Origin of the sequence: Streptosporangium sp. NPDC004379 (assembly GCF_042873875.1) — a bacterium.
In the GTDB taxonomy this organism is placed as follows: domain Bacteria; phylum Actinomycetota; class Actinomycetes; order Streptosporangiales; family Streptosporangiaceae; genus Streptosporangium.
Window position 1 is genome coordinate 122,471 of sequence record NZ_JBIAMC010000019.1, and the last position, 18,721, is coordinate 141,191.

Consider the following 18,721-nt stretch of genomic DNA (forward strand, 5'->3'; position numbering starts at 1 on the left):
AGGACCATTAGTTTCTAGCGAATATGCCTAGGGAAGGGTGGGACGCGCATGGTGCGGGCCGGGCTGACCGCGGAGCGGGTGACGCTCGCCGCCGCCGAGCTGGCGGACGAGGCAGGGCTCGACCACCTGACCATGTCGGCGGTGGCCCGGCGGCTCGGGGTCAAGGACGCCAGCCTGTACGCGCACGTCCGCGGCCTTGACGACCTGCGCGGGCGCATCTCCCTGCTGGGGGCGGACGAGAAGACCATCCGCATCGCCGAGGCCACCGCCGGGCGGGCGGGCAAGGACGCGCTGGTGGCCTACGCCGACGCCTGGCGGGCGTACGCCCACGACCACCCGGGCCGCTACACCGCGACGCAGATCCCGATGCGGATCGACCCCGAGCTCCTGGCCCGGGCCGCCGGGCCGCGGCGCGCGGTCGAGCTGACCTACAGCATGCTGCGCGCCTACGCGCTGACCGAGCCCGACCTGACCGACGCGGTCCGGCTGATGCGCAGCACGCTGCACGGCTTCGTCAGCCTGGAGGCCGCGGGCGGGTTCGCGCACGCGCGCCCCGCGCAGGAGTCCTGGGTCCGCTGCCTGGACGCCCTGCACTCCCTCCTGGAGCACTGGCCCGCACCCGACGAAGGAGACCCGCGATGACTCCCCCGGCCATCGGCCGCCTGCGCGCGGACGGCGCGACCCTGCACTACGAGGTGCGCGGGGAGGGCCCGCTCGTGCTGCTGATCTCCGGCGGAACGGGCGGAGCGGCCTCCTTCGAGGACGTCGCCGACGACCTCGCCGACGGCCGCACGGTCGTCTCCTACGACCCGCGCGGCCTGTCCCGCAGCCCTTTGGACGACCCGGAGGCGCCGCAGCACGTCGCGCGGCACGCCGACGACGCGCTCGCGCTGCTGGACCTGCTGTCGCCGGACACGCCCGCCCGCGTGGCCGGCTGCAGCTCGGGCGCGATCGTCGCGCTGCACCTGCTGGCCACCCGCCCCGATCGGGTCGAACGCGTCGTGGCGCACGAGCCGCCGGTGGTGGAGGTGCTGCCGGACGCCTCCGAGCACCGCGCCATGCTCGCCCGCGTCCAGGACGTCTTCCACCGGGAGGGGCTGATGCCCGCGGCGGCCGTGTTCGCGGCCGGCCTCAGGGCGCCCGGCGCACCCGCCGCGACCCCGGCGGCCCCGGCGGCGCCGCCCGCCGCCGGGCTGACGCCGCGGGCGGCGGCGCGCGTCGAGCGGACCATGGCCGACATGCCCTACTTCCTCGGGCGGATCGTGCCGGCCTTCATGGCCTACGCCCCGGACGTGGAGCGCCTGGCGGCCCTGTCGGAGCGGCTCGTGCTCGCGGGCGGGGCCGAATCCCACGGCGAGCTGCCCCACCGCTGCGCCGCCTTCCTGGCCGAACTGCTCGGCGCCGAGTTCGTCCGCTTCCCCGGCGGGCACACGGGCCTCAGCACGCACCCCGCCGAGTTCGGCGAGCTGCTGCGCGAGCTGCTGGGATCCCGGTGACCATGAGGAGATCTCCGGCTCGCGGGACCCCGTCGCGGGCGCCTTCGTCCGCTCCGCCGGCGTCTCCGTTGCCTCCTGTCAGGCGTGGGCGGGTTCGGTGACACCGAACCACCGCCGCAGGGCCGCCCGGAGTGCTTCGATCTCCGTGGGATCGGGCCGGGGCGACGAGGACGCCCAGGCCACATGGCAGTCCGGCCGAAGGAGCAGGGCGGTGGGCGCGGGTGCCTGGGAGCGCGCCGCGACGACGTCGACCCGGTCGTGGCGCAGGGCGGGTGTCTCCGCCAGCCATGCCCCTTCGGTCAGGTCCAGCAGGAGCGGGCGTGCGGTCCTGGTCAGCTCGGCCAGCCGTACCGGTCCGGCCGGGGTGTGCAGTTCCAGGTCCGGGGCGAAGCGGCCGGTCAGCGGATGCGGCGCGGGTTCGCCCATGTCGTAGCGGACGTCGGCGCCCGCGGTGAGCTCGGCCAGGCGCCGCACGGTGCCCGGGTCGCGGAGCAGTTCGGCGAACACCTCGCGCAGTCCGGTGACGTCGTCGCCGGGGGCGATCAGGGCCGCCTGTGCCTGCGCGTTCAGCACCATGCGCCGGGCGGCCGATCGCCGCTCCGTCTCGTAGGTGTCCAGCAGTCCGGACGGGGCGCTCCCCCGGATCTCGGCGGCGAGTTTCCAGCCGAGGTTGACCGCGTCCTGCAGGCCGAGGTTGAGCCCCGGGCCGCCTCCCGTGGCGGAGTACACGTGGGCGGCGTCACCGATCAGGAACACCCGGCCGTCGGCGAACCGTTCGGCGACCCGGGTGTTGCCGCCGGTCAGCCGGCGCAGCACGTGCGGCCCCCGGCCCTCGGGCGGCCCGAGCGGCACGTCGACGCCGAGCACGCGGCGGACGCTCACCCGCAGCTCCTCCAGGCTCATCGGGGCGCCGGTCGCGGGCTGGTCCCACTCGGTGGTGCTGACCAGCGGCGGGTGGCCGGGCATCGGCGCGTAGGAGAACCCTCCGTGCTCGGTGCGGTGGGGCAGGAACGGCATGACGGCGCCGTGGCCGGGCACGTTCAGCGCACCGGTCGCGGGATCGATCCGGTCCGCCGGGACCGTCACGTGCGCCGAGCGGACGGTCATCCGGTCGTAGGTGACGCCGGGGAATCCGATGCCGGAGAGCTTGCGCGTGGTGCTGTGGGCCCCGTCGGCCCCGACCAGGTAGCGGGCTCTCAGGCGGTACTCCCCCTCGGGGCCCGCGACGTCGACGGTGACCGCGTCGCCGTCCTGTTCCTGTGACAGGCCGGTGACCTCGTGTCCCCACCGGATCTCCACGCCCAGTTCGACGGCGCGCTCCCGCAGGACCTGCACGATGCGTCGCTGCGGCACCGGCAGGGCGTGGACGGGGCTGTCCTCCAGCAGGCTCAGGTCCAGGCCCATCGCACCGAACATGAAGTACGCGGAGTTCGGCCGCGGCGGTTCCGGGCTGCCGCTGAGAGGTTCGTGCAGGCCGCGGTGGTCGAGCATTCTCACGACCTGGCCGAGCAGCCCGTTCGCCTTCGGTTCCTCGCTCGGCTCGGGCAGCCGCTCCAGCACGAGCGGCCGGACCCCCGCCAGGCTCAGCTCGCAGGCCAGCATCAGCCCGTTCGGGCCGCCGCCGCTGATGACGACATCTGTGATCACGTTTTCTCCTTGGTTCGCGGAGGACGGGCGGCGCGCCGAAGCACAGGGACGCGGCCGGCCGTGACGGCGCCCAGCGAGGGTGGTGAAGCCGGAGCGAGGACGCCAGGCTAGACAAAAAGATGCGTACGCGCAAATTTGCGCGCACGCATCTAAGCTATGCTGGCACGGTGACGACACGACGAACGGGACTGCGCGAACAGAAGAAGCAGGCCACCCGGGAGGCCCTACGCGAGGCGGCCCTGCGGCTGGCTCTTGAGCGCGGGCCGGACAACGTCCGCGTCGACGACATCGCCGAGGCCGCCGGCGTCTCGCCGAGGACGTACAACAACTACTTCTCCAGCCGGGAGCAGGCGATCGTCGCCGCCGTCACCGGCGAACGGGAGGCACGGATCGCGGCGGCGGTGGCCGACCGTCCCGACGGCGTCGGCCTCGCCGACGCCGTCATCGAGGCCGTCGTGGATCAGTACACCGCCCCGGACGCATCCGGCCGGGACGCGCTGCTGCTGATCACCACCCGCCCCGCGCTGCGCGACGCGTTCATCGACGCCACCACCGCGATCGAACATCCCCTCACCGAAGCCATCGCCGGGCGTCTCGGCGACGGCGACACGCACACCGCACGGGTGCTCGCGGCGAGCGTGGCCGCCGCGGTCCGCGTGGTGCTCGAACGGTGGCTGCGGACGACCGTCTCGTCCGCCACGGCCAGTGGGCTCGTCGTGCCGGCCGGCTCGCTGCCGGACCTCCTACGCACCACGCTCGCGTCCCTCGCACCCGCGCTCGACGCCGCGGAGCGACGAGCACTCCGCCACCGGCGTCGGTGAACTCCCGCCTCGGGAAACGGCGTGACCGGCCCGGCGCGTCCCGCCGCCGCCCCGGCCCCCGGCCCGCGGGCACCACGACGCGGCGACGGCCCGTCACCGCCGCCGCGGGCCGGGTCAGCGCCCCGTGGAGCTGGACCTGATGACGAGGACGGGCGGCACGACGAGCCGCTCGCCCTCGCAGGTCCCCGGCACGTCGATCCGCCGCAGCAGCACCTCGATGCACTGCCGGCCCACCGCGGCGAAGTCCTGCCGGACCGTGGTGAGCGGAGGTGAGAAGAACTCCGCCTCGGGGATGTCGTCGAACCCCACGACGCTGATCTGCTCGGGGACCCGCACCCCCTCCTCGGTGAGCGCCCGCAGCAGGCCGAGCGCCATCTGGTCGTTGGCCACGAACACCGCCGTCACCCCGCCGATCCCGGCCAGGTTCCGGCCCGCCTCGTAACCCGAGCGGGGGCTCCAGTCGCCGAACAGCGGCTCGGGCACCGTACGGCCGGCCGCCTCCAGGGTGGTCCGCCAGCCCTCGATCCGGCCCTCGCTCTCCAGCCAGTCGGCCGGGCCGGCCACGTGCCAGACCGTCTCGTGGCCCAGCTCCAGCAGGTGCCGGGTGGCGAGCCTGGCGCCCTCGGCCTGGTCGATGCAGACCACGGGCACGTCGGTCCGGTGCGAGCCCTCGACGGCCACCGCGGGCAGGCCGGGAGGCAGGCTCTCCAGGGCGCGGGCCGCCGAGCGCTGCGGCGCGACGACCACGACGCCGTCGACGCCCTGGTCGGCGAGGTAGTCGATGGCGTCGCCGACGCTTGCGGCGTCGATCGACTTCAGGCTCACGATGCTGACGAAGTAGCCGGCGGTCCTGGCGGCCTGCTCGATGCCGTAGACGGTGCTGGCCGGGCCGTACAGGGTGGTGTCGAAGCTGACCACGCCGAGCGTCCGCGAGCTCCTGGTGACCAGGGCGCGGGCGGCGAGGTTACGGCGGTAGCCGAGCCGGTCGATCGCCTCCAGCACCCGGGTCCGGGTGGCCGCCCGGACGTTGGGGTGGTCGTTGAGCACCCGCGAGACCGTCTGATGCGACACACCGGCCTCTCTGGCGACGTCGGCCATGATCGGTGGGCGGTGCCCGGCAGGCGGTGCCACGGTCTCTCCTTTCGGCCGGCCACCCGGGTCAGCGAGCGGTTCCGGCTCGGCGTTTGGTCCAGACGTCGAACGCGACGGCCGCCAGCAGGACGGCCCCCTTGACGAGCATGACCCGCTCACTGGGTGAGCCGATCAGGGACATGCCGTTGTTGATGACCGCCATGATGAGGCCGCCGGTGATCGCCCCGGCGACCTTGCCGACGCCGCCCTGTACGGCGGCGCCGCCGATGAAGGCCGCGGCGATCGCGTCGAGCTCGAAGCTGGCGCCCGCCGTCGGGCCGGCCTGGTTGAGCCGTCCGGCGAAGATGACGCCGGCGACGGCCGACAGCACCCCCATATTAACGAAGATCCAGAAGACGACCTGCTTGACCTTGACCCCGGACATGACGGCCGCGTGCAGATTGCCGCCGATGGCGTAGATCCGGCGGCCGAAGACCGTACGGCCGGCCAGCAGCGAGTAGCCGAGCACCAGCACCGCCAGCAGCACCAGCACCCAGGGAAGATTCTTGAACCGGGCGAGCTGCACGACCAGGAAGAGGATCAGCGCCGTCCCGGCCGCCATCTTCAGGGCGAACAGCGGCAACGGGTCCACGGTCTGGCCGTATCCGGCGCGTGCCCGGCGGGCGCGCCACTGCGCCGTGACCATGCCGGCGACGGCGATCAGGCCGACCAGCAGGCTGAACAGGTCGGCGCCGCCCAGCGGGCCGAGGCCGATGTTGCCGAGGTAGCCGTCGGTGAAGCCGTTGGAGAGGGTGCGGACCGCGTCGGGGAACGGGCCGATGCCCTGGTTGCCCAGCACGGTCAGGGTGAGCGCGCGGAACAGCAGCATTCCGGCGAGCGTCACGATGAACGCCGGGATGCCGAAGTAGGCGATCCAGAACCCCTGCCAGGCGCCGACGAGGCCGCCGGCCACCAGCGTGGCCGCCAGCGCCGCCGGCCACGGCAGGCCCATGTCGACCATGAGCACCGCGGCCAGCGCGCCGGTCACCGCGACCACCGAGCCCACCGACAGGTCGATGTGCCCGGCGATGATGATCAGGATCATCCCGATGGCGAGGATGAGGACGTAGGAGTTCTGGACGATGATGTTGGAGATGTTCTGCGGCTGGAGCAGGGCCCCGTCGGTGAGCACCGAGAACAGCGCGATGATCAGGGCGAAGGCGATGTAGATGCCGCTGGAGCGCAGGTTGAGCGACAGCCCGCCCAGCGACACCCGTCCCGGCCGCCGCGGCTCCTCCGGGTCCCCGGCCCCGGTCCCGGTCCCGGCCGCCACCTCGGCGGGGGTGATGCTGCTCATGAGGGCTTACTCCTGTCCCTTGGTCATCAGGTGCATGAGGCGTTCCTGCGTGGCCTCCCGGCGCGGCACCTCACCGGTGACGCGGCCCTCGCAGAGGGTGTAGATGCGGTCGCACAGGCCCAGCAGCTCCGGCAGCTCCGAGGAGATCACCAGGATCGCCCGGCCCTGGTCGGCCAGCCGGTTGATGATCGTGTAGATCTCGTACTTGGCGCCGACGTCGATGCCCCGGGTCGGCTCGTCGAGGATCAGCACGTCGGGCTGGGTGAGGATCCACTTCGACAGCACGACCTTCTGCTGGTTGCCGCCGCTGAGCTTGCCGACCACGCTGGACACGCCGGGGGCCTTGATGTTCATGCTCCGGCGGTACTCCTCGGCGACCTTGTACTCCTCGCGCTCGTCGACCCAGCCGCGGCGCGACAGCCCGGCCAGGCCCGCGGCCGAGATGTTGCGCCTGACGTCGTCGATGAGGTTGAGGCCGTAGCGCTTGCGGTCCTCGGTGGCGTAGGCCAGGCCGTGCTCGATGGCGTCCTGGACGGTGCGGATCCGGACCTGCCTGCCGTCCTTGAAGATCCTGCCGGAGATGTCGGTGCCGTAGGCCCGCCCGAACACGCTCATCGCCAGCTCGGTGCGGCCCGCGCCCATCAGCCCGGCCAGTCCGACGATCTCGCCGCGGCGCAGGGTGAGGCTCGCGCCGTCGACCACCTTGCGGCCGGGCTGGGTGGGGCTGTGCACCGTCCAGTCCTCGATGCGCAGCGCCTCCTCGCCGATGGACGGCTCGTGCGGCGGGAAGCGGTTGTCCAGGGCGCGGCCCACCATCCCGGAGATGATGCGGTCCTCGGTGACGCCGCCGCCGGCCATGTCGAGCGTCTCGATCGTCCGCCCGTCGCGGATGACGGTGACGGAGTCGGCGATCGCGGTCACCTCGTTGAGCTTGTGGGAGATGATGACGCAGGTGATGCCCTCCCCGCGCAAGCCCCGCAGCAGGTCCAGCAGGTGCGCGGAGTCCTCGTCGTTGAGCGCGGCGGTCGGCTCGTCGAGGATGAGCAGCTTCACCCGCTTCGACAGCGCCTTGGCGATCTCGACGAGCTGCTGCTTGCCCACGCCGATGTCGGCGACCATCGTCACCGGGTTCTCCCGCAGGCCGACCCGCCTCATCAGCTCGGCGGCCTCGTGGTTGGTGCGGTTCCAGTCGATGATCCCGCGCCTGGCGCGTTCGTTGCCCAGGAAGATGTTCTCGGCGATCGACAGCTGCGGGCTGAGCGCCAGCTCCTGGTGGATGATGACGATGCCCGCGCGCTCGCTGTCGCGGATGCCGCCGAACTCGCAGCGGGCGCCGTCGAAGACGATCTCGCCCTCGTAGTCGCCGTGCGGGTGCACCCCGGACAGCACCTTCATCAGCGTCGACTTGCCGGCGCCGTTCTCTCCGCAGATCGCGTGGATCTCGCCCCGCCGTACCGACAGGGTGACGTCCTGCAGCGCCCTGACGCCGGGGAAGGTCTTGGTGATCCCGCTCATCCGCAGGATGTGGTCGGACTTCTGGTCGGACTCGTGGTCGGTCTTCTGGTCGGTCATCGCGGGAAGGAGGCCCCTCGGTCTTGGGACGCCCAGGACCACCTGGGGTCTCGGACACGCCTTTCGTCACCATGAATCTGCGGCATGGAGTCCCCGCCCTTCAGTGCGGGAAGGAAACGCAGCACGATCAGGTAGGGGGTTTTTCTTGTTTCACCAACGACAGTTCGATGACGGTCAGTAATATTTCGTGTGTGTCTCGCTACCGGCTGCGGCCCACCCCCACCCAGGAAGCGACGCTGGCAGAGCACTGCCGCCATGCCCGGTACGTGTGGAACCTCGCCGTCGAGCAGTACTCCTTCTGGTGGCCCGGACGCGGCAGCGCCCCGGGCTTCGCCGAGCAGTGCCGCCAGCTCACCGAGGCCCGCGCCGCCTGCCCCTGGCTGGCCCAAGGGTCGGTCGTCGTGCAGCAGCAAGCACTCAAGGATTTCGCGCAGGCGATGGCCAACTTCTTCGGCGGCACGCACGACAAGCCGGGCTGGCGCAAACGCGGCCGGAGCGAGGGCTTCCGCATCGTCGCGGTCAAAGCCGAGGACGTGCGCCGCCTGTCGCGCCATGTCGGCGAAGTGCGGATCCCCAAGGTCGGGTGGGTTCGCTTTCGCTGGTCGCGGCCGGTGCCAGCCGGGGTGAAGTCCTACCGGGTGGCCCGGGATCGGGCCGGGCGCTGGCATGTCGCCTTCGCCGCCGTTCCTCAGCCGATTCCCGCGCCGGGCAACGGTGAAGCCGTGGGCGTGGATCGGGGTGTGGTGGTCTCGGCGGCGCTGTCCACCGGCGAGCTGCTCACCGTCGCGCCCCTGCGGGAGACGGAGCAGGCACGACTGCGGCGCTTGGAGCGCAGGCTCGCCCGCGCCAAGCCCGGCTCGGCCCGGCGGGCGAAGGTCAAAGCCGCCCTCGCCCGGCTGAAAGCGCGGCGCAAGGATCGCCGTAAGGACTGGGTGGAGAAGACCAGCACCGATCTGGCGCGCCGGTTCGACGTCATCGCGGTCGAGGACCTCAAGGTCGCCGCGATGACCCGCTCGGCCCGCGGCACCCTGGAGAAGCCGGGCCGCGGGGTGCGGCAGAAGGCCGGGCTGAACCGCGGCATCCTCGCCAACGGTTGGAGCATGCTCCTCACCCGTCTGGAGGACAAGGCGCCCGGCCGGGTAATCCGGGTAGACCCGGCGTTCACCAGTCAGTGCTGCTCGGTGTGCGGGGTCGTGGATCGGAGGGCGCGTGAGAGCCAAGCGCGCTTCCGGTGCCGCTCCTGCCATCATGTCGGGCACGCGGATGTGAACGCCGCACGCAACCTCGCACACGCGGCAGGGCATGCCGTGGCTGCGCGGGAAGGGCCACGGGTTACCGGGCCGACGCACCGCGAACCTCAACCTGGCCTCCTCATCGCGTAGGACAAAGGGTTGGAATCCCCCGCCTTCCGCGGGGGAGGATGTCAATTCAGCTGGTCTTCGGTGTAGTAGCCGCCGCCGACGATGACGTCCTTGTAGTTGTCCTTGTCGACGATCACCGGGTCGAGGAGGTAGGAGGGGACGACCTTGTTGCCGTTGTCGTAGTCCTTGGTGTTGTTCACCTCGGGCTTGCCGCCCTTGAGGACGGCGTCGGCCATCTTGACGGTCGTCTCGGCGAGCTTGCGGGTGTCCTTGAAGATGGTGGAGTACTGCTCGTCGGCGATGATCGACTTCACCGAGGCGAGTTCGGCGTCCTGGCCGGTCACGACCGGGTACTTCTGGGCGCCGGTGCCGTAGCCGTTGCTCTTGAGCGCCGACAGGATGCCGATGGACAGGCCGTCGTAGGGCGACAGCACGCCATCGACCTTGGCGTCGCCGGTGTAGGTCTTGGTGAGGATGTCCTCCATGCGCCGCTGCGCGGTGGCGGGGTCCCAGCGCAGGATCGCGGCGGTCTTGAAGTCGGTCTGGCCGCTCTTGACCTTCAGCGTGCCGTCGTCGATCTTCGGCTTGAGCACCGACATGGCGCCGTTCCAGAAGAAGGTGGCGTTGTTGTCGTCGGGCGAGCCGCCGAACAGCTCGACGTTGAACGGGCCCTTCTTGCCGCCGTCGACGCCGAGTCCCTTCAGCAGCGAGGTGGCCTGCTGGACGCCGACCTTGAAGTTGTCGAAGGTGGCGTAGTAGTCGACGTTGGGGCTGTTGCGGATCAGGCGGTCGTAGGCGATGACCGGGATCTTGTTGTCGGCGGCCTGCTGGAGCTGGGAGGTCAGCGCGGTGCCGTCGATGGAGGCGACGATCAGCAGCTTGGCGCCCTTGGTGATCTGGTTCTCGATCTGGTTGGCCTGGGTGGGGATGTCGTTCTCGGCGTACTGCAGGTCGACCTTGTAGCCCAGTTTCTCCAGCTGCGACCTGACGTTGTCACCGTCGTGGATCCAGCGCTCGGAGGACTTGGTGGGCATGGTGACGCCGATCAGCGCGCCGGCCGCGCCGCCGCCGCTGTCGGCGGAGGCCTGGGTGTCCACCGTCTTCTGGCTGGAGCCGCAGGCCGTCATGGTGGCGGCGAGTACGACGGCGGACAGCGCGCCCGCGATTCGTGCCAACCTCATCGTGCACATCTCCTTGCGGATCGGGGGGTCATCCAGCGGGCCCCGGCAACGCTCGTGCCGGCCGTCACCGAGGCATAAGAAGCGTCAAACAGTCACATAACGTGATGACCGGAATGAAAGGCGTGTTCGCTGAGCCGATTGTTATCGCTAACAAAGATGGTGTCAATGGTTCCGGCTAACCTCCCGGAAACCCGTTCGTAACGCTTCGGCCGCCCCGCGCGCAGGCGGGGCGGCCGGGAAGCCCCGAGGGCGGAGGACACGCCCGGACGAGGTCAGCCGAGAACGGGGAAGTTGCCGCGGATGACGCCGTGCGGGTCACGGCGGCGCTTGATCTCGCGCAGCCGCTCCAGCGCCGCGGGAGCGAAGGCGTCGGCCGCGGTCTCGCCAGGGCCCAGGAAGGTGAGGGGCTTGCGCCCGCTGACGGGCAGCGCCTCGGCGAGGGCGCGCTGCCGGACGGTGACGGCCTCCGCGGTCGCCGGGTCCGCCGGGATTCCGAACAGGTAGAGCGCGTACGGCTCGGCCAGCGGGCCGTGCGGGCTGTCGGAGGGCTGGGCGAACGCGCCTCCCAGGTGGCGGATCTGGGCGCTCAACAGCGGGGCGATCGGGTCGGCCAGCAGGGTCTCGGCCGCGGCGTCGTCCAGGCCGGTCAGCAGCTCGGCGCGCGAGAGTCCCGGGCCGGGATCGGTCGGCTCGGCGGTGATGGAGCCGATCTCGGAGACCGGCATGACGCGCCGGCTGTCGGACAGCGGCCGGGGCAGGCGCTCCAGCGGACCGAGCAGGTCGCGGGCCTCGTCCGCACCGCCGAGGTGGGTGACGTCGACGGCGACCATGGGATCCGAGCCGGGGAAGTGCAGCAGGTCCAGCCAGACGGTCAGCTCCCCGGGCACGTCGGCGGTGACACGCCGGTAGGCGTCCAGGACGGCCGGGGCGTGCCCGGCCGTCCACAGCATCCGCCCGCCGTACAGGCGCGGCGCGGGGTGCAGGGTCAGCTCCAGGGCGGTGACGATCGCGAAGTCGCCGCCTCCGCCGCGCAGTGCCCAGAACAGGTCCGGGTCGGCGTCGGCGGTGACGCGCCGCCGCAGGCCGTCGGCGTCGACGACGTCGAGGGCGGTGACGCCGTCGGCGATCCAGCCGTGGGCGCGGCCGAACCAGCTCAGCCCGCCGCCGAGGGCCGCGCCGGTGACGCTGACGACCGGGGAGCTGCCGGGCAGACCGGTCAGGCCGTACGGCGCGGCGGCGGCCTGCACCCGCCCCGAGGGCACGCCCGCGCCGACGCGGGCGCGCCGGGCGTCCGGGTCGATCTCCAGGGTGTCCAGCCGGGCGGTGCGCAGCAGGATCACACCGTCGGTGCGGCCGGTGGCGCCGTGCCCGTTCGGCTGCGCCGCCACCCCCAGCCCGGCGGCGCGGGCGTGGCGGACCAGCGCGGCCACGTCGTCGGCGTCGGCGGCCTCCACCACGGCCGCCACCGTCTGCTCGATCGCCAGGTTCCAGGGGCGGCGGGCGGCGTCGAAACCTGGGTCGCCCGGCAGCCGGACCCGGCCGCGGACGGCGGAGCGCAGGGCGGTCAGGGAGTTCATGGTCTTTTTTCCTCGCAGATCAGGGGGTTTTCGGACGGCTCCACTCTCGGCCGGGGCGAGCGGCCGATCAATGCGGTCCTGTGTAAGGATCGTGAAGCCCGGGTTAACGATGGGAGGGTCATGCTGGAGCGGCACGAGGTGGAGGCGTTCCTCACCCTCGCCGAGGAGCTGCACTTCGGCCGGACCGCCGAGCGGCTGCGCGTGTCCACCGCCCGGATCAGCCAGACGATCGCCAAACTGGAGCGCCGTACCGGCGTCCCGCTGTTCGAGCGCACCAGCCGCCGCGTCGAGCTGACGGCGGCGGGACGGCGGCTGTACGAGGGCGTGCGCCCCGCCTGGGACCAGATCACCGGCGCTTTCGAGCAGGCCGTGGCGAGCGGCCGCGGCCTGACCGGCACGCTGCGGGTCGCCTTCGTCGGCGCGGCGGGCGGGCAGCTGCTGGTCGGGGCCGCGGAACTGCTGCGGCGACGCCGGCCCGACTGCGACGTCCTGCTCCGCGAGGCGCAGATGACCGACCTCATGCCCTGGCTGCGCGACGGCGAGATCGACGTCGCCCTGGCCACCTTCCCCGTCGAGGAGCCCGGCATCGCCACCGGGCCGGTGCTGATGTCGGAGGCGCGCATGCTCGCCGTCCCGGCCCGGCATCCCTTCGCCCGCAGCGCCTCGATTCGCCTGGAGGACCTGGCCCGGGTCACGCTGCTCCAGCTCCCCGCCACGCTGCCCGACTCGCTGCGCCTCGACCGCACCCCGTCCGCCACGCCGTCCGGGAAGCCGATCGCTCGCGGCCCCCAGGCCGCCACCTTCAACGAGGCGCTCACCCTCGTCGGCGCCGGACACGGCGTCTTCCCGGTCGGCGCGCAGGCCAGGCGCTACTACGTCCGCCCCGACGTCGCCTACGTCCCCTTCGAGGACGCCCCGCCGCTGCACTGGGGCCTGCTGTGGCGCGCCGACAACGCCACCGCCCGCCTCCGCACCTTCGCCGAGGCCGCCCGCGACCTCACCGGCGCCACCTGAGCACGGCACCCGGGTTCGGCCGCGTCGCCACGGGTAACGAGGTGGCACGGCGCGCCGCCGACGACGAGGACGAGGGGGAGGAACGCGTGAGGCAGGGACCGGTGACCTCCGCCGCGAGGGCGGGACTCGCGGCGGTCTTCGGGACGGTGGCGCGGATCCGCCGCGGCCGGCCCCTGCACCCGGTGGGGCTGCTCTTCGACGCCGCGCTCCACCTGCACGGCGCGCCGAGCCCGAGGGGCGCGGCGTTCCTGGACGAGGCGGCGGAACTGCGCGGGATCGCCCGGCTGTCGCGGTCGGCGGGTCTGCCGTATCCGTCGCCGGACGTGCTGGGCCTGGCCGTACGGTGGCGGCAGCCGGCGCCCGGTGACACCGCCGGCGCGGAGGACACCGGGAAAGGCGGGAACGCCGGGGAGGCAGGAGGAACCGGGATGACCGGGAGCGGCGCGGAGGCCGCCCCGGACGTCGTCGCCGAACTGCTGCTGGCCACCACCGGCCGCACCGTGCCCGGCCGCCGCCTGCTGCGGCCCGCCGTCCGGTGGGCGCCGGGCCTGTACGGCTCGCTGCTGCCGTACGGCGCGGCGGGCTGCGGCAGGGTGCTGCTCGGCGCGGTGGCGCGGCGCTCCTGGGCCTCCCCCGCCCGGCTCGGCGCGCTCGCCCGCGTGGCCGCCGCGCGTCCGCTGGTGTTCGACCTGGTGGTGGCCTCCCCCGCCGGGCCGTGGGAGCGCTTCGGCGTGCTGGAACTGAGCGGCCCCGCCCGCACGGACGACGACGAGCCGGTCCGCTTCGACCCGCTCAGGCATCCGATCCCCGGGCTGAGCCCGGCCGGATGGATCCAGCGGGTGCGCGAGGGCGCCTACGCCGCCGCGCAGCGGGTGCCCGACGCCGATCCATGACCGGCCCACCGAGGCCGCTTCCGGCGTCGCCGATCAGGACGCCGAGGCCGCCGAAGCCCTCGGGGCCGCCCGCGAACCGGTGAGCAGCGCCTTGGCGGACCTGCGGAACGCCGGCACCAGGCGGTTGCGGTCGCCGGCCCGGGTCGCCAGCACGACGTGGCTCGGCTCGACGCCCTCCAGAGGGATCGAGGTGATGTCCGGGCGGAGGCTGACGAAGACCGAACCGGCCGCGATGGCCACCGCCTCCCCGGCGGCGATCAGCTCGAACTTGTCCTCGATGCCGGAGATGAGCGGGCCGTCGGGAGCCGGGCGGCCGTCGGGCCTGGGATCGATGCGCCAGTACGCCTCCCAGGCCGGGTCCGGGTCGGCCAGCCGGGGCAGCGGCTCGTCGGCGATGTCGTCCAGCGTCACGGACTCCCTGCCCGCGAGGCGATGGTCGCGCGAGAGCAGCAGCATGCGCGGCTCGTCGTACAGGACCGTCACGTCGAGCCCGTCCGTCGCGAACGGCAGCCGGGTCACCACCGCGTCCACACGGTAGTCGAACAGGGCGGGCCGCGGCTCGTTCCAGGCCAGGTGGGAGGTGCGCACGTCGGCGTCCGGGTGCAGGTGGCGCAGGTCACGCACGGCCGGGGTGACGATGAGGCCCGCCGTGTACCCGATCGTGATCCGGCTGGGCCGGGCGGCGGCACGGGCCTGCGCCGCCGCCTGGGCGGCCGAGCGCAGCAGCGTCCTGGCGCGGGGCAGGAAGACCTCGCCCGCCTCGGTGAGCCGCGTGCCCTGCGGGGTGCGGTCGAGCAGGCGGGCGCCCAGCTGCCGTTCGAGGCCGCGGATCTGCCGGCTCAGCGACGGCTGGGTGATGTGCAGGGCCTCGGCGGCACGGCCGAAGTGCCGGTGCTCGGCGACCGCCGTGAAGTAGCGCACGAGCCGCAGATCGAGGTCGGGCGAGTCGGGCATACCCCGCAGCCTACTGCGGTGATGCCTGAGACGTATTGCCCGATGAGGAACAGGCTTTGGACGCCGTACGGCACCGGCTCCGACGATGGGAGCACCGCTGAAAAGGAGATCGTCATGCGTGTTTTCGTCACCGGCGCCACGGGCTTCGTGGGCTCCGCCGTCGTCCGCGAGCTCATCGAGGCCGGGCACCAGGTGTCCGGCCTGGCCCGTACGGACGAGGCCGCCGCCGCGTTGAGGGCCGCGGGAGCCGAGCCCCACCCGGGCTCGCTCGACGACCTCGCCGGTCTGCGCGACGGGGCCACCGCCGCGGACGCCGTCATCCACCTGGCCTTCGTGCACGACTTCGCGAACTTCGAGGCCGCCAACCAGACCGACCGGCGGGCCATCGCGGCGCTCGGCGAGGCGCTGGCGGGCTCCGGCCGGCCGCTCGTGGTCACCTCGGGCACCGGTCTGCTCCCGCCCGGCCGTGTCGGCACCGAGGAGGACGAGCCGGGCACGCATTCGCCCCGGGGGGCCGCCGAGCAGGTGGCGCTGTCGTTCGCGGAGCGCGGGGTGCGGGTCTCGGTGTTGCGGCTGCCGCTGGTGCACGGGGAGGGCGACCCGGGATTCGTCGCGACCGCGATCGGCATCGCCCGCGCGAAGGGCGTCTCCGCCTACGTGAGCGACGGCGGCCACCGCTAGGCGAGCGTGCACCGGCTGGACGCCGCCCGCCTGTACCGGCTGGCGCTGGAGAAGGCCCCCGCGGGCGCGCGGCTGCACGCCGTCGCCGAGGAGGGCGTGCCGCTACGCGACGTCGCCGACGCCATCGGGCACGGGCTCGGCGTGCCGGTGACCGCGATCCCCGCGCGGGAGGCGGACGAGCACTTCGGCTGGCTGGCCCTCTTCACCACGCTGGACGCCCCGGCCTCCTCCGCCCTGACCCGGAAGCTGCTGGACTGGCACCCCGACCGGCCCGGGCTCATCGCCGACCTGAACGCGGGACACTACTTCACGGGCTGAACCCGCAGCCTCACCGGTCGCTCTCCTTCGCCGCCATGCCTGGCCGACGGCCTCGCAGCCGCTGACCGCGCCCCCCACGCGGCCGGCCTCGACGCATAAGATGATCAATCACATGAAGACCTCGCGTTCCATCGAGGAGTGTGATGACCGGCCCGATCAAGCGCGTGCCCTTCGATGTGGAAAGCTACAGCCGTCGCTCCCGGACCGGGCCCTGCTTCATCTGCGCGATCGTCAGCGGAGACCCCGGCCAGCCGGAAGAGATCGTCTACGACGACGGCACCCACATCGGGTTTCTCGCCCGCTTCGCGGCTCTGCCCGGGTATGTCATTGTGGCGCCCAAGGTCCACGTCGAACACGTCGTGCGAGATCTCGACGAGGACCGGTTCATCGCGGTGATGCGGGTGGTGCGCCGAGTGGCTCTCGCCCTGGAGGCGAGCGTGCCCTGCGAGCGCACCTACCTGCTGTCCTTGGGCAGTCAGCAGGGAAACGCCCACCTGCACTGGCACATCGCCGCCCTGCCACCCGGCGTTCCCTACGAACAGCAGCAGTACCACGCGCTCATGGCGGAGGGCGGGATCGTCGAACACACGCCCGAGGAGCTTGCCGCCCTGGCCGCAAGGGTAAGGGGCGTCCTGGCCGTCTAGCCTGGGTGCGGGGTGTGCTTACATAGCCAGGATCGCCATCGTCGGCCTGTGCCCACATCAGCGGGACGAGATTCCCTCCTAGCGCTCCGGCCGCGGTCAGCGAACTTCAACTCGGCGGGACGGGGCTCTGCGGCGCCCGGTGGAATTCGATGCTCACGAAATGACCGTCGGCGAAGCCGAGGCGCGCACCGTCGCAGTGCGCGAACGGCGTCCCCCAGGAATCGTGTGAAGCATCCGGAAAGCACGCCACCAACGCCAGTTCGATCGCCCCTCCATGCCCGACCAGGAGCGCCGAGCGGTCCTCCGCGACGTCACCGACCGTGTCCACCCAGATCACTCGGAGAGTCTCGGCCACGGCCGCCGCGGCCCGGCCCTCCTGGATGATCCCCGCGAGCCGCCGGTAGGGGTCGGTCCAGCCCCATTGTGCGTGCCGGGGAATCTCCTCGGACACATAACCCGACGGCATCTCCATGGTGTCGTCAACGGCGAAACCCATCGCGACAGCGGTCTCCACGGCCCGAGGAGACGAACTGGTGACGACCCGCTCGTAGGGGCCGGCTTCAGAGCCGATGAATCGGGCCAGTGTGATGCCGTCAGCCGACAGATGCGACCCGCGGCCACGCGCCGCGCCTTTCTTGGTCAGGCTGTGCCGGCGCACGTCCAGCCAACGCACGTGACGTCCTCCTTCAAAGACATTCCGGTGAGCGAGTACACAAACGCGTGCGGCCACCGTGATCATCGAGTGTCGTGACGACGATCAAAGATCACGTAGTGGCCGCAAGTCGGTCGGCTTCAACCTATAGAGCACCGCGTTGTCGACCGAGAACGCCGCCCCACCCACCACCGTGAACCTCAGCGGTTGACAGTGTTTCAGTGCGAGTGCGTGCAGCGGTTCCGGCAATCGTGCGAGTACCGAGTCCGCTGTTCGGAGCACCCCCGATCTTCTCACCGGTTGAACACCCCGGTGACAGGATTCACGGGCCTGACTGGAGCGTGTCCCGTGATCTTGATTCGGTGTGGTGAAGACCCCCAGTATCGGTGGTTTAGCTCTTGAGGCTCTCCAGGCCGTCTGCGACGAGCAGTGGGGTGAATTCCACGACGCTGTGCGTGGCGACACTGTTGAGGGCATAGGGATCGGTGGCCAGGATCTGAGCGAGTTCTTCGGCAGGCATATCGGCCGTCAGGTAGATGCCACCGACCAGAGGCACCTGGCGTCCGACCACCAGAAACAGCCGCCGGGCGATGAGGCCCTTCAGCCATTCGCCGTGGGCCGGCCGCCACTCATCTACGTCCTCGAGCGGCGCCGTGTAGGTCACTGTGACAACGAACATGCCCGGATTATGACGGGTGAGGCGTGCAGGACACCACCCGATTTCGATCTTGCAGGGATGCCACGGGACGGGGTCGCGGAGCCAGATACGGATTGACGCGACGTTGAGGATGCCCTGGTAGATGAGTTGTCGTTTGTCGTAGCGGGTGGCGACGGCACGGTGCTGGCGGAGCTTGTTGACGCAGCGCTCGACGGTGTTGCGTTCCTTGTAGGCCTCGCGGTCGAAAGCGAGTGGCCGTCCGCCCCTGGAACCGCGCTTGGCGCGGTGGGCGGCTTGGTCCTTCTTGATGGGGATCACGGCCTTGATGCCGCGTTGGCGCAGGTAGGCGCGGTTGGCTTTGGAGGAGTATGCCTTGTCGGCCAGCACGCGGACGGGACGCTTGCGATGCCTGCCCACCCCGCCGGGGCGGCGGATGCGGATGGAGTCGATGAGCGGGATGAACCGTGGGCTGTCACCGTGCTGGCCGGGAGTGAGCAGGGTGACAATCGGGCGGCAGCGCCGGTCGGCGACCAGGTGAATCTTTGTGGACAGTCCGCCGCGGGACCGGCCCAGCGCCTCCCGGCTAGCCGTCACCCCTTTGTGATCTTCACCTTCCCCTTTGAAGGCAGGTCCAACGCCGGGGCGTGTCGTGCTCCGGCCGCGTGCTGATGCGCGCGGACCACCGTGGAGTCCGCACTACCAGCACCAAGATCACGAGACACGCCCTAATAGTGCTTTGTTAGGTCAGGCTGTTGTGGCTGGTCGGGTCGTCCGGGTGATGGTTCGATGCGGGCGTGACCCCCGAACAGCTCGTTCATATCCGT

Annotated in this window: 18 protein-coding genes; 9 read left to right on the forward strand and 9 right to left on the reverse strand. The window is 71.8% G+C overall.

Annotated features, from left to right (window positions below; genetic code table 11):
- Positions 1-48: 48 nt before the first annotated feature.
- The gene (locus ACFYSC_RS31520; protein ID WP_389968886.1) at positions 49-642 is read left to right on the forward strand and encodes a TetR-like C-terminal domain-containing protein; all 594 of its coding nucleotides are present in this window, start codon (positions 49-51) and stop codon (positions 640-642) included.
- Positions 639-1,496 carry an alpha/beta fold hydrolase gene (locus tag ACFYSC_RS31525; RefSeq protein WP_389968888.1) on the forward strand — a complete coding sequence of 286 codons (858 nt, stop codon included), beginning with the start codon at positions 639-641 and terminating at the stop codon, positions 1,494-1,496. The genes ACFYSC_RS31520 and ACFYSC_RS31525 overlap by 4 nt, the downstream gene beginning before the upstream one ends.
- 78 nt (positions 1,497-1,574) lie before the next feature.
- On the opposite strand, the gene ACFYSC_RS31530 is transcribed toward ACFYSC_RS31525, so the two are convergent.
- Entirely contained in the window at positions 1,575-3,143 is a 1,569-nt protein-coding gene (locus tag ACFYSC_RS31530; RefSeq protein WP_389968890.1) for an FAD-dependent oxidoreductase, read from the reverse strand.
- A 167-nt stretch (positions 3,144-3,310) separates the two neighbouring features.
- Between ACFYSC_RS31530 and ACFYSC_RS31535 the strand changes: the two genes are divergently transcribed.
- Positions 3,311-3,964 (forward strand): TetR/AcrR family transcriptional regulator, encoded by a 654-nt coding sequence (locus tag ACFYSC_RS31535; RefSeq protein WP_389968893.1) that lies wholly within the window; start codon positions 3,311-3,313, stop codon positions 3,962-3,964.
- A gap of 114 nt (positions 3,965-4,078) precedes the next feature.
- On the opposite strand, the gene ACFYSC_RS31540 is transcribed toward ACFYSC_RS31535, so the two are convergent.
- From ACFYSC_RS31540 to mmsA, 3 genes are all read right to left on the reverse strand, one after another.
- Complete coding sequence (locus tag ACFYSC_RS31540) at positions 4,079-5,062, reverse strand: LacI family DNA-binding transcriptional regulator (protein WP_389968926.1); 984 nt, start codon at positions 5,060-5,062, stop codon at positions 4,079-4,081.
- A gap of 61 nt (positions 5,063-5,123) precedes the next feature.
- Positions 5,124-6,392, reverse strand: coding sequence for a multiple monosaccharide ABC transporter permease (gene mmsB, locus ACFYSC_RS31545; protein ID WP_389968895.1), 1,269 nt, complete (start codon positions 6,390-6,392; stop codon positions 5,124-5,126).
- A 6-nt stretch (positions 6,393-6,398) separates the two neighbouring features.
- Positions 6,399-7,964, reverse strand: a complete 1,566-nt coding sequence (mmsA, locus tag ACFYSC_RS31550) for a multiple monosaccharide ABC transporter ATP-binding protein (protein WP_389968897.1) — start codon at positions 7,962-7,964, stop codon at positions 6,399-6,401.
- Between the two features lie 191 nt (positions 7,965-8,155).
- On the opposite strand from mmsA, the gene ACFYSC_RS31555 reads away from it, so the two are divergent.
- The gene (locus tag ACFYSC_RS31555; protein WP_389968899.1) at positions 8,156-9,346 is read left to right on the forward strand and encodes an RNA-guided endonuclease InsQ/TnpB family protein; all 1,191 of its coding nucleotides are present in this window, start codon (positions 8,156-8,158) and stop codon (positions 9,344-9,346) included.
- A gap of 41 nt (positions 9,347-9,387) precedes the next feature.
- On the opposite strand, the gene chvE is transcribed toward ACFYSC_RS31555, so the two are convergent.
- Positions 9,388-10,506, reverse strand: coding sequence for a multiple monosaccharide ABC transporter substrate-binding protein (chvE, locus tag ACFYSC_RS31560; RefSeq protein ID WP_389968901.1), 1,119 nt, complete (start codon positions 10,504-10,506; stop codon positions 9,388-9,390).
- A gap of 272 nt (positions 10,507-10,778) precedes the next feature.
- Positions 10,779-12,083: an FAD-binding oxidoreductase gene (locus ACFYSC_RS31565; RefSeq protein WP_389968903.1), complete on the reverse strand. Its 1,305-nt coding sequence runs from the start codon at positions 12,081-12,083 to the stop codon at positions 10,779-10,781.
- Positions 12,084-12,203: 120 nt separating this feature from the next.
- Here ACFYSC_RS31565 and ACFYSC_RS31570 point away from each other — a divergent pair, with 120 nt between their 5' ends.
- Both ACFYSC_RS31570 and ACFYSC_RS31575 read left to right on the forward strand, forming a co-directional pair.
- Positions 12,204-13,097, forward strand: coding sequence for a LysR family transcriptional regulator (locus ACFYSC_RS31570; protein ID WP_389968905.1), 894 nt, complete (start codon positions 12,204-12,206; stop codon positions 13,095-13,097).
- Between the two features lie 86 nt (positions 13,098-13,183).
- The gene (locus tag ACFYSC_RS31575; RefSeq protein WP_389968906.1) at positions 13,184-13,990 is read left to right on the forward strand and encodes a hypothetical protein; all 807 of its coding nucleotides are present in this window, start codon (positions 13,184-13,186) and stop codon (positions 13,988-13,990) included.
- Between the two features lie 33 nt (positions 13,991-14,023).
- Here the strand turns inward: ACFYSC_RS31575 and ACFYSC_RS31580 are convergent, their stop codons facing one another.
- On the reverse strand, positions 14,024-14,944 hold the full coding sequence (locus ACFYSC_RS31580; RefSeq protein WP_389968908.1) for a LysR family transcriptional regulator: 921 nt from the start codon (positions 14,942-14,944) through the stop codon (positions 14,024-14,026).
- Between the two features lie 114 nt (positions 14,945-15,058).
- Here ACFYSC_RS31580 and ACFYSC_RS31585 point away from each other — a divergent pair, with 114 nt between their 5' ends.
- The 3 genes from ACFYSC_RS31585 (at position 15,059) to ACFYSC_RS31595 (ending at position 16,587) form a co-directional block, all read left to right on the forward strand.
- Positions 15,059-15,625, forward strand: coding sequence for an NAD-dependent epimerase/dehydratase family protein (locus tag ACFYSC_RS31585; protein WP_389968910.1), 567 nt, complete (start codon positions 15,059-15,061; stop codon positions 15,623-15,625).
- Between the two features lie 6 nt (positions 15,626-15,631).
- The gene (locus ACFYSC_RS31590; protein ID WP_389968912.1) at positions 15,632-15,943 is read left to right on the forward strand and encodes a hypothetical protein; all 312 of its coding nucleotides are present in this window, start codon (positions 15,632-15,634) and stop codon (positions 15,941-15,943) included.
- A 143-nt stretch (positions 15,944-16,086) separates the two neighbouring features.
- Complete coding sequence (locus ACFYSC_RS31595; RefSeq protein WP_389968914.1) at positions 16,087-16,587, forward strand: HIT family protein; 501 nt, start codon at positions 16,087-16,089, stop codon at positions 16,585-16,587.
- 106 nt (positions 16,588-16,693) lie between these two features.
- Here ACFYSC_RS31595 and ACFYSC_RS31600 read toward each other — a convergent pair whose 3' ends face one another.
- Both ACFYSC_RS31600 and ACFYSC_RS31605 read right to left on the reverse strand, forming a co-directional pair.
- Positions 16,694-17,260: a histidine phosphatase family protein gene (locus tag ACFYSC_RS31600; protein WP_389968915.1), complete on the reverse strand. Its 567-nt coding sequence runs from the start codon at positions 17,258-17,260 to the stop codon at positions 16,694-16,696.
- A 370-nt stretch (positions 17,261-17,630) separates the two neighbouring features.
- Complete coding sequence (locus ACFYSC_RS31605) at positions 17,631-18,491, reverse strand: IS5 family transposase (RefSeq protein ID WP_389968917.1); 861 nt, start codon at positions 18,489-18,491, stop codon at positions 17,631-17,633.
- Between the last annotated feature and the right edge of the window lie 230 nt (positions 18,492-18,721).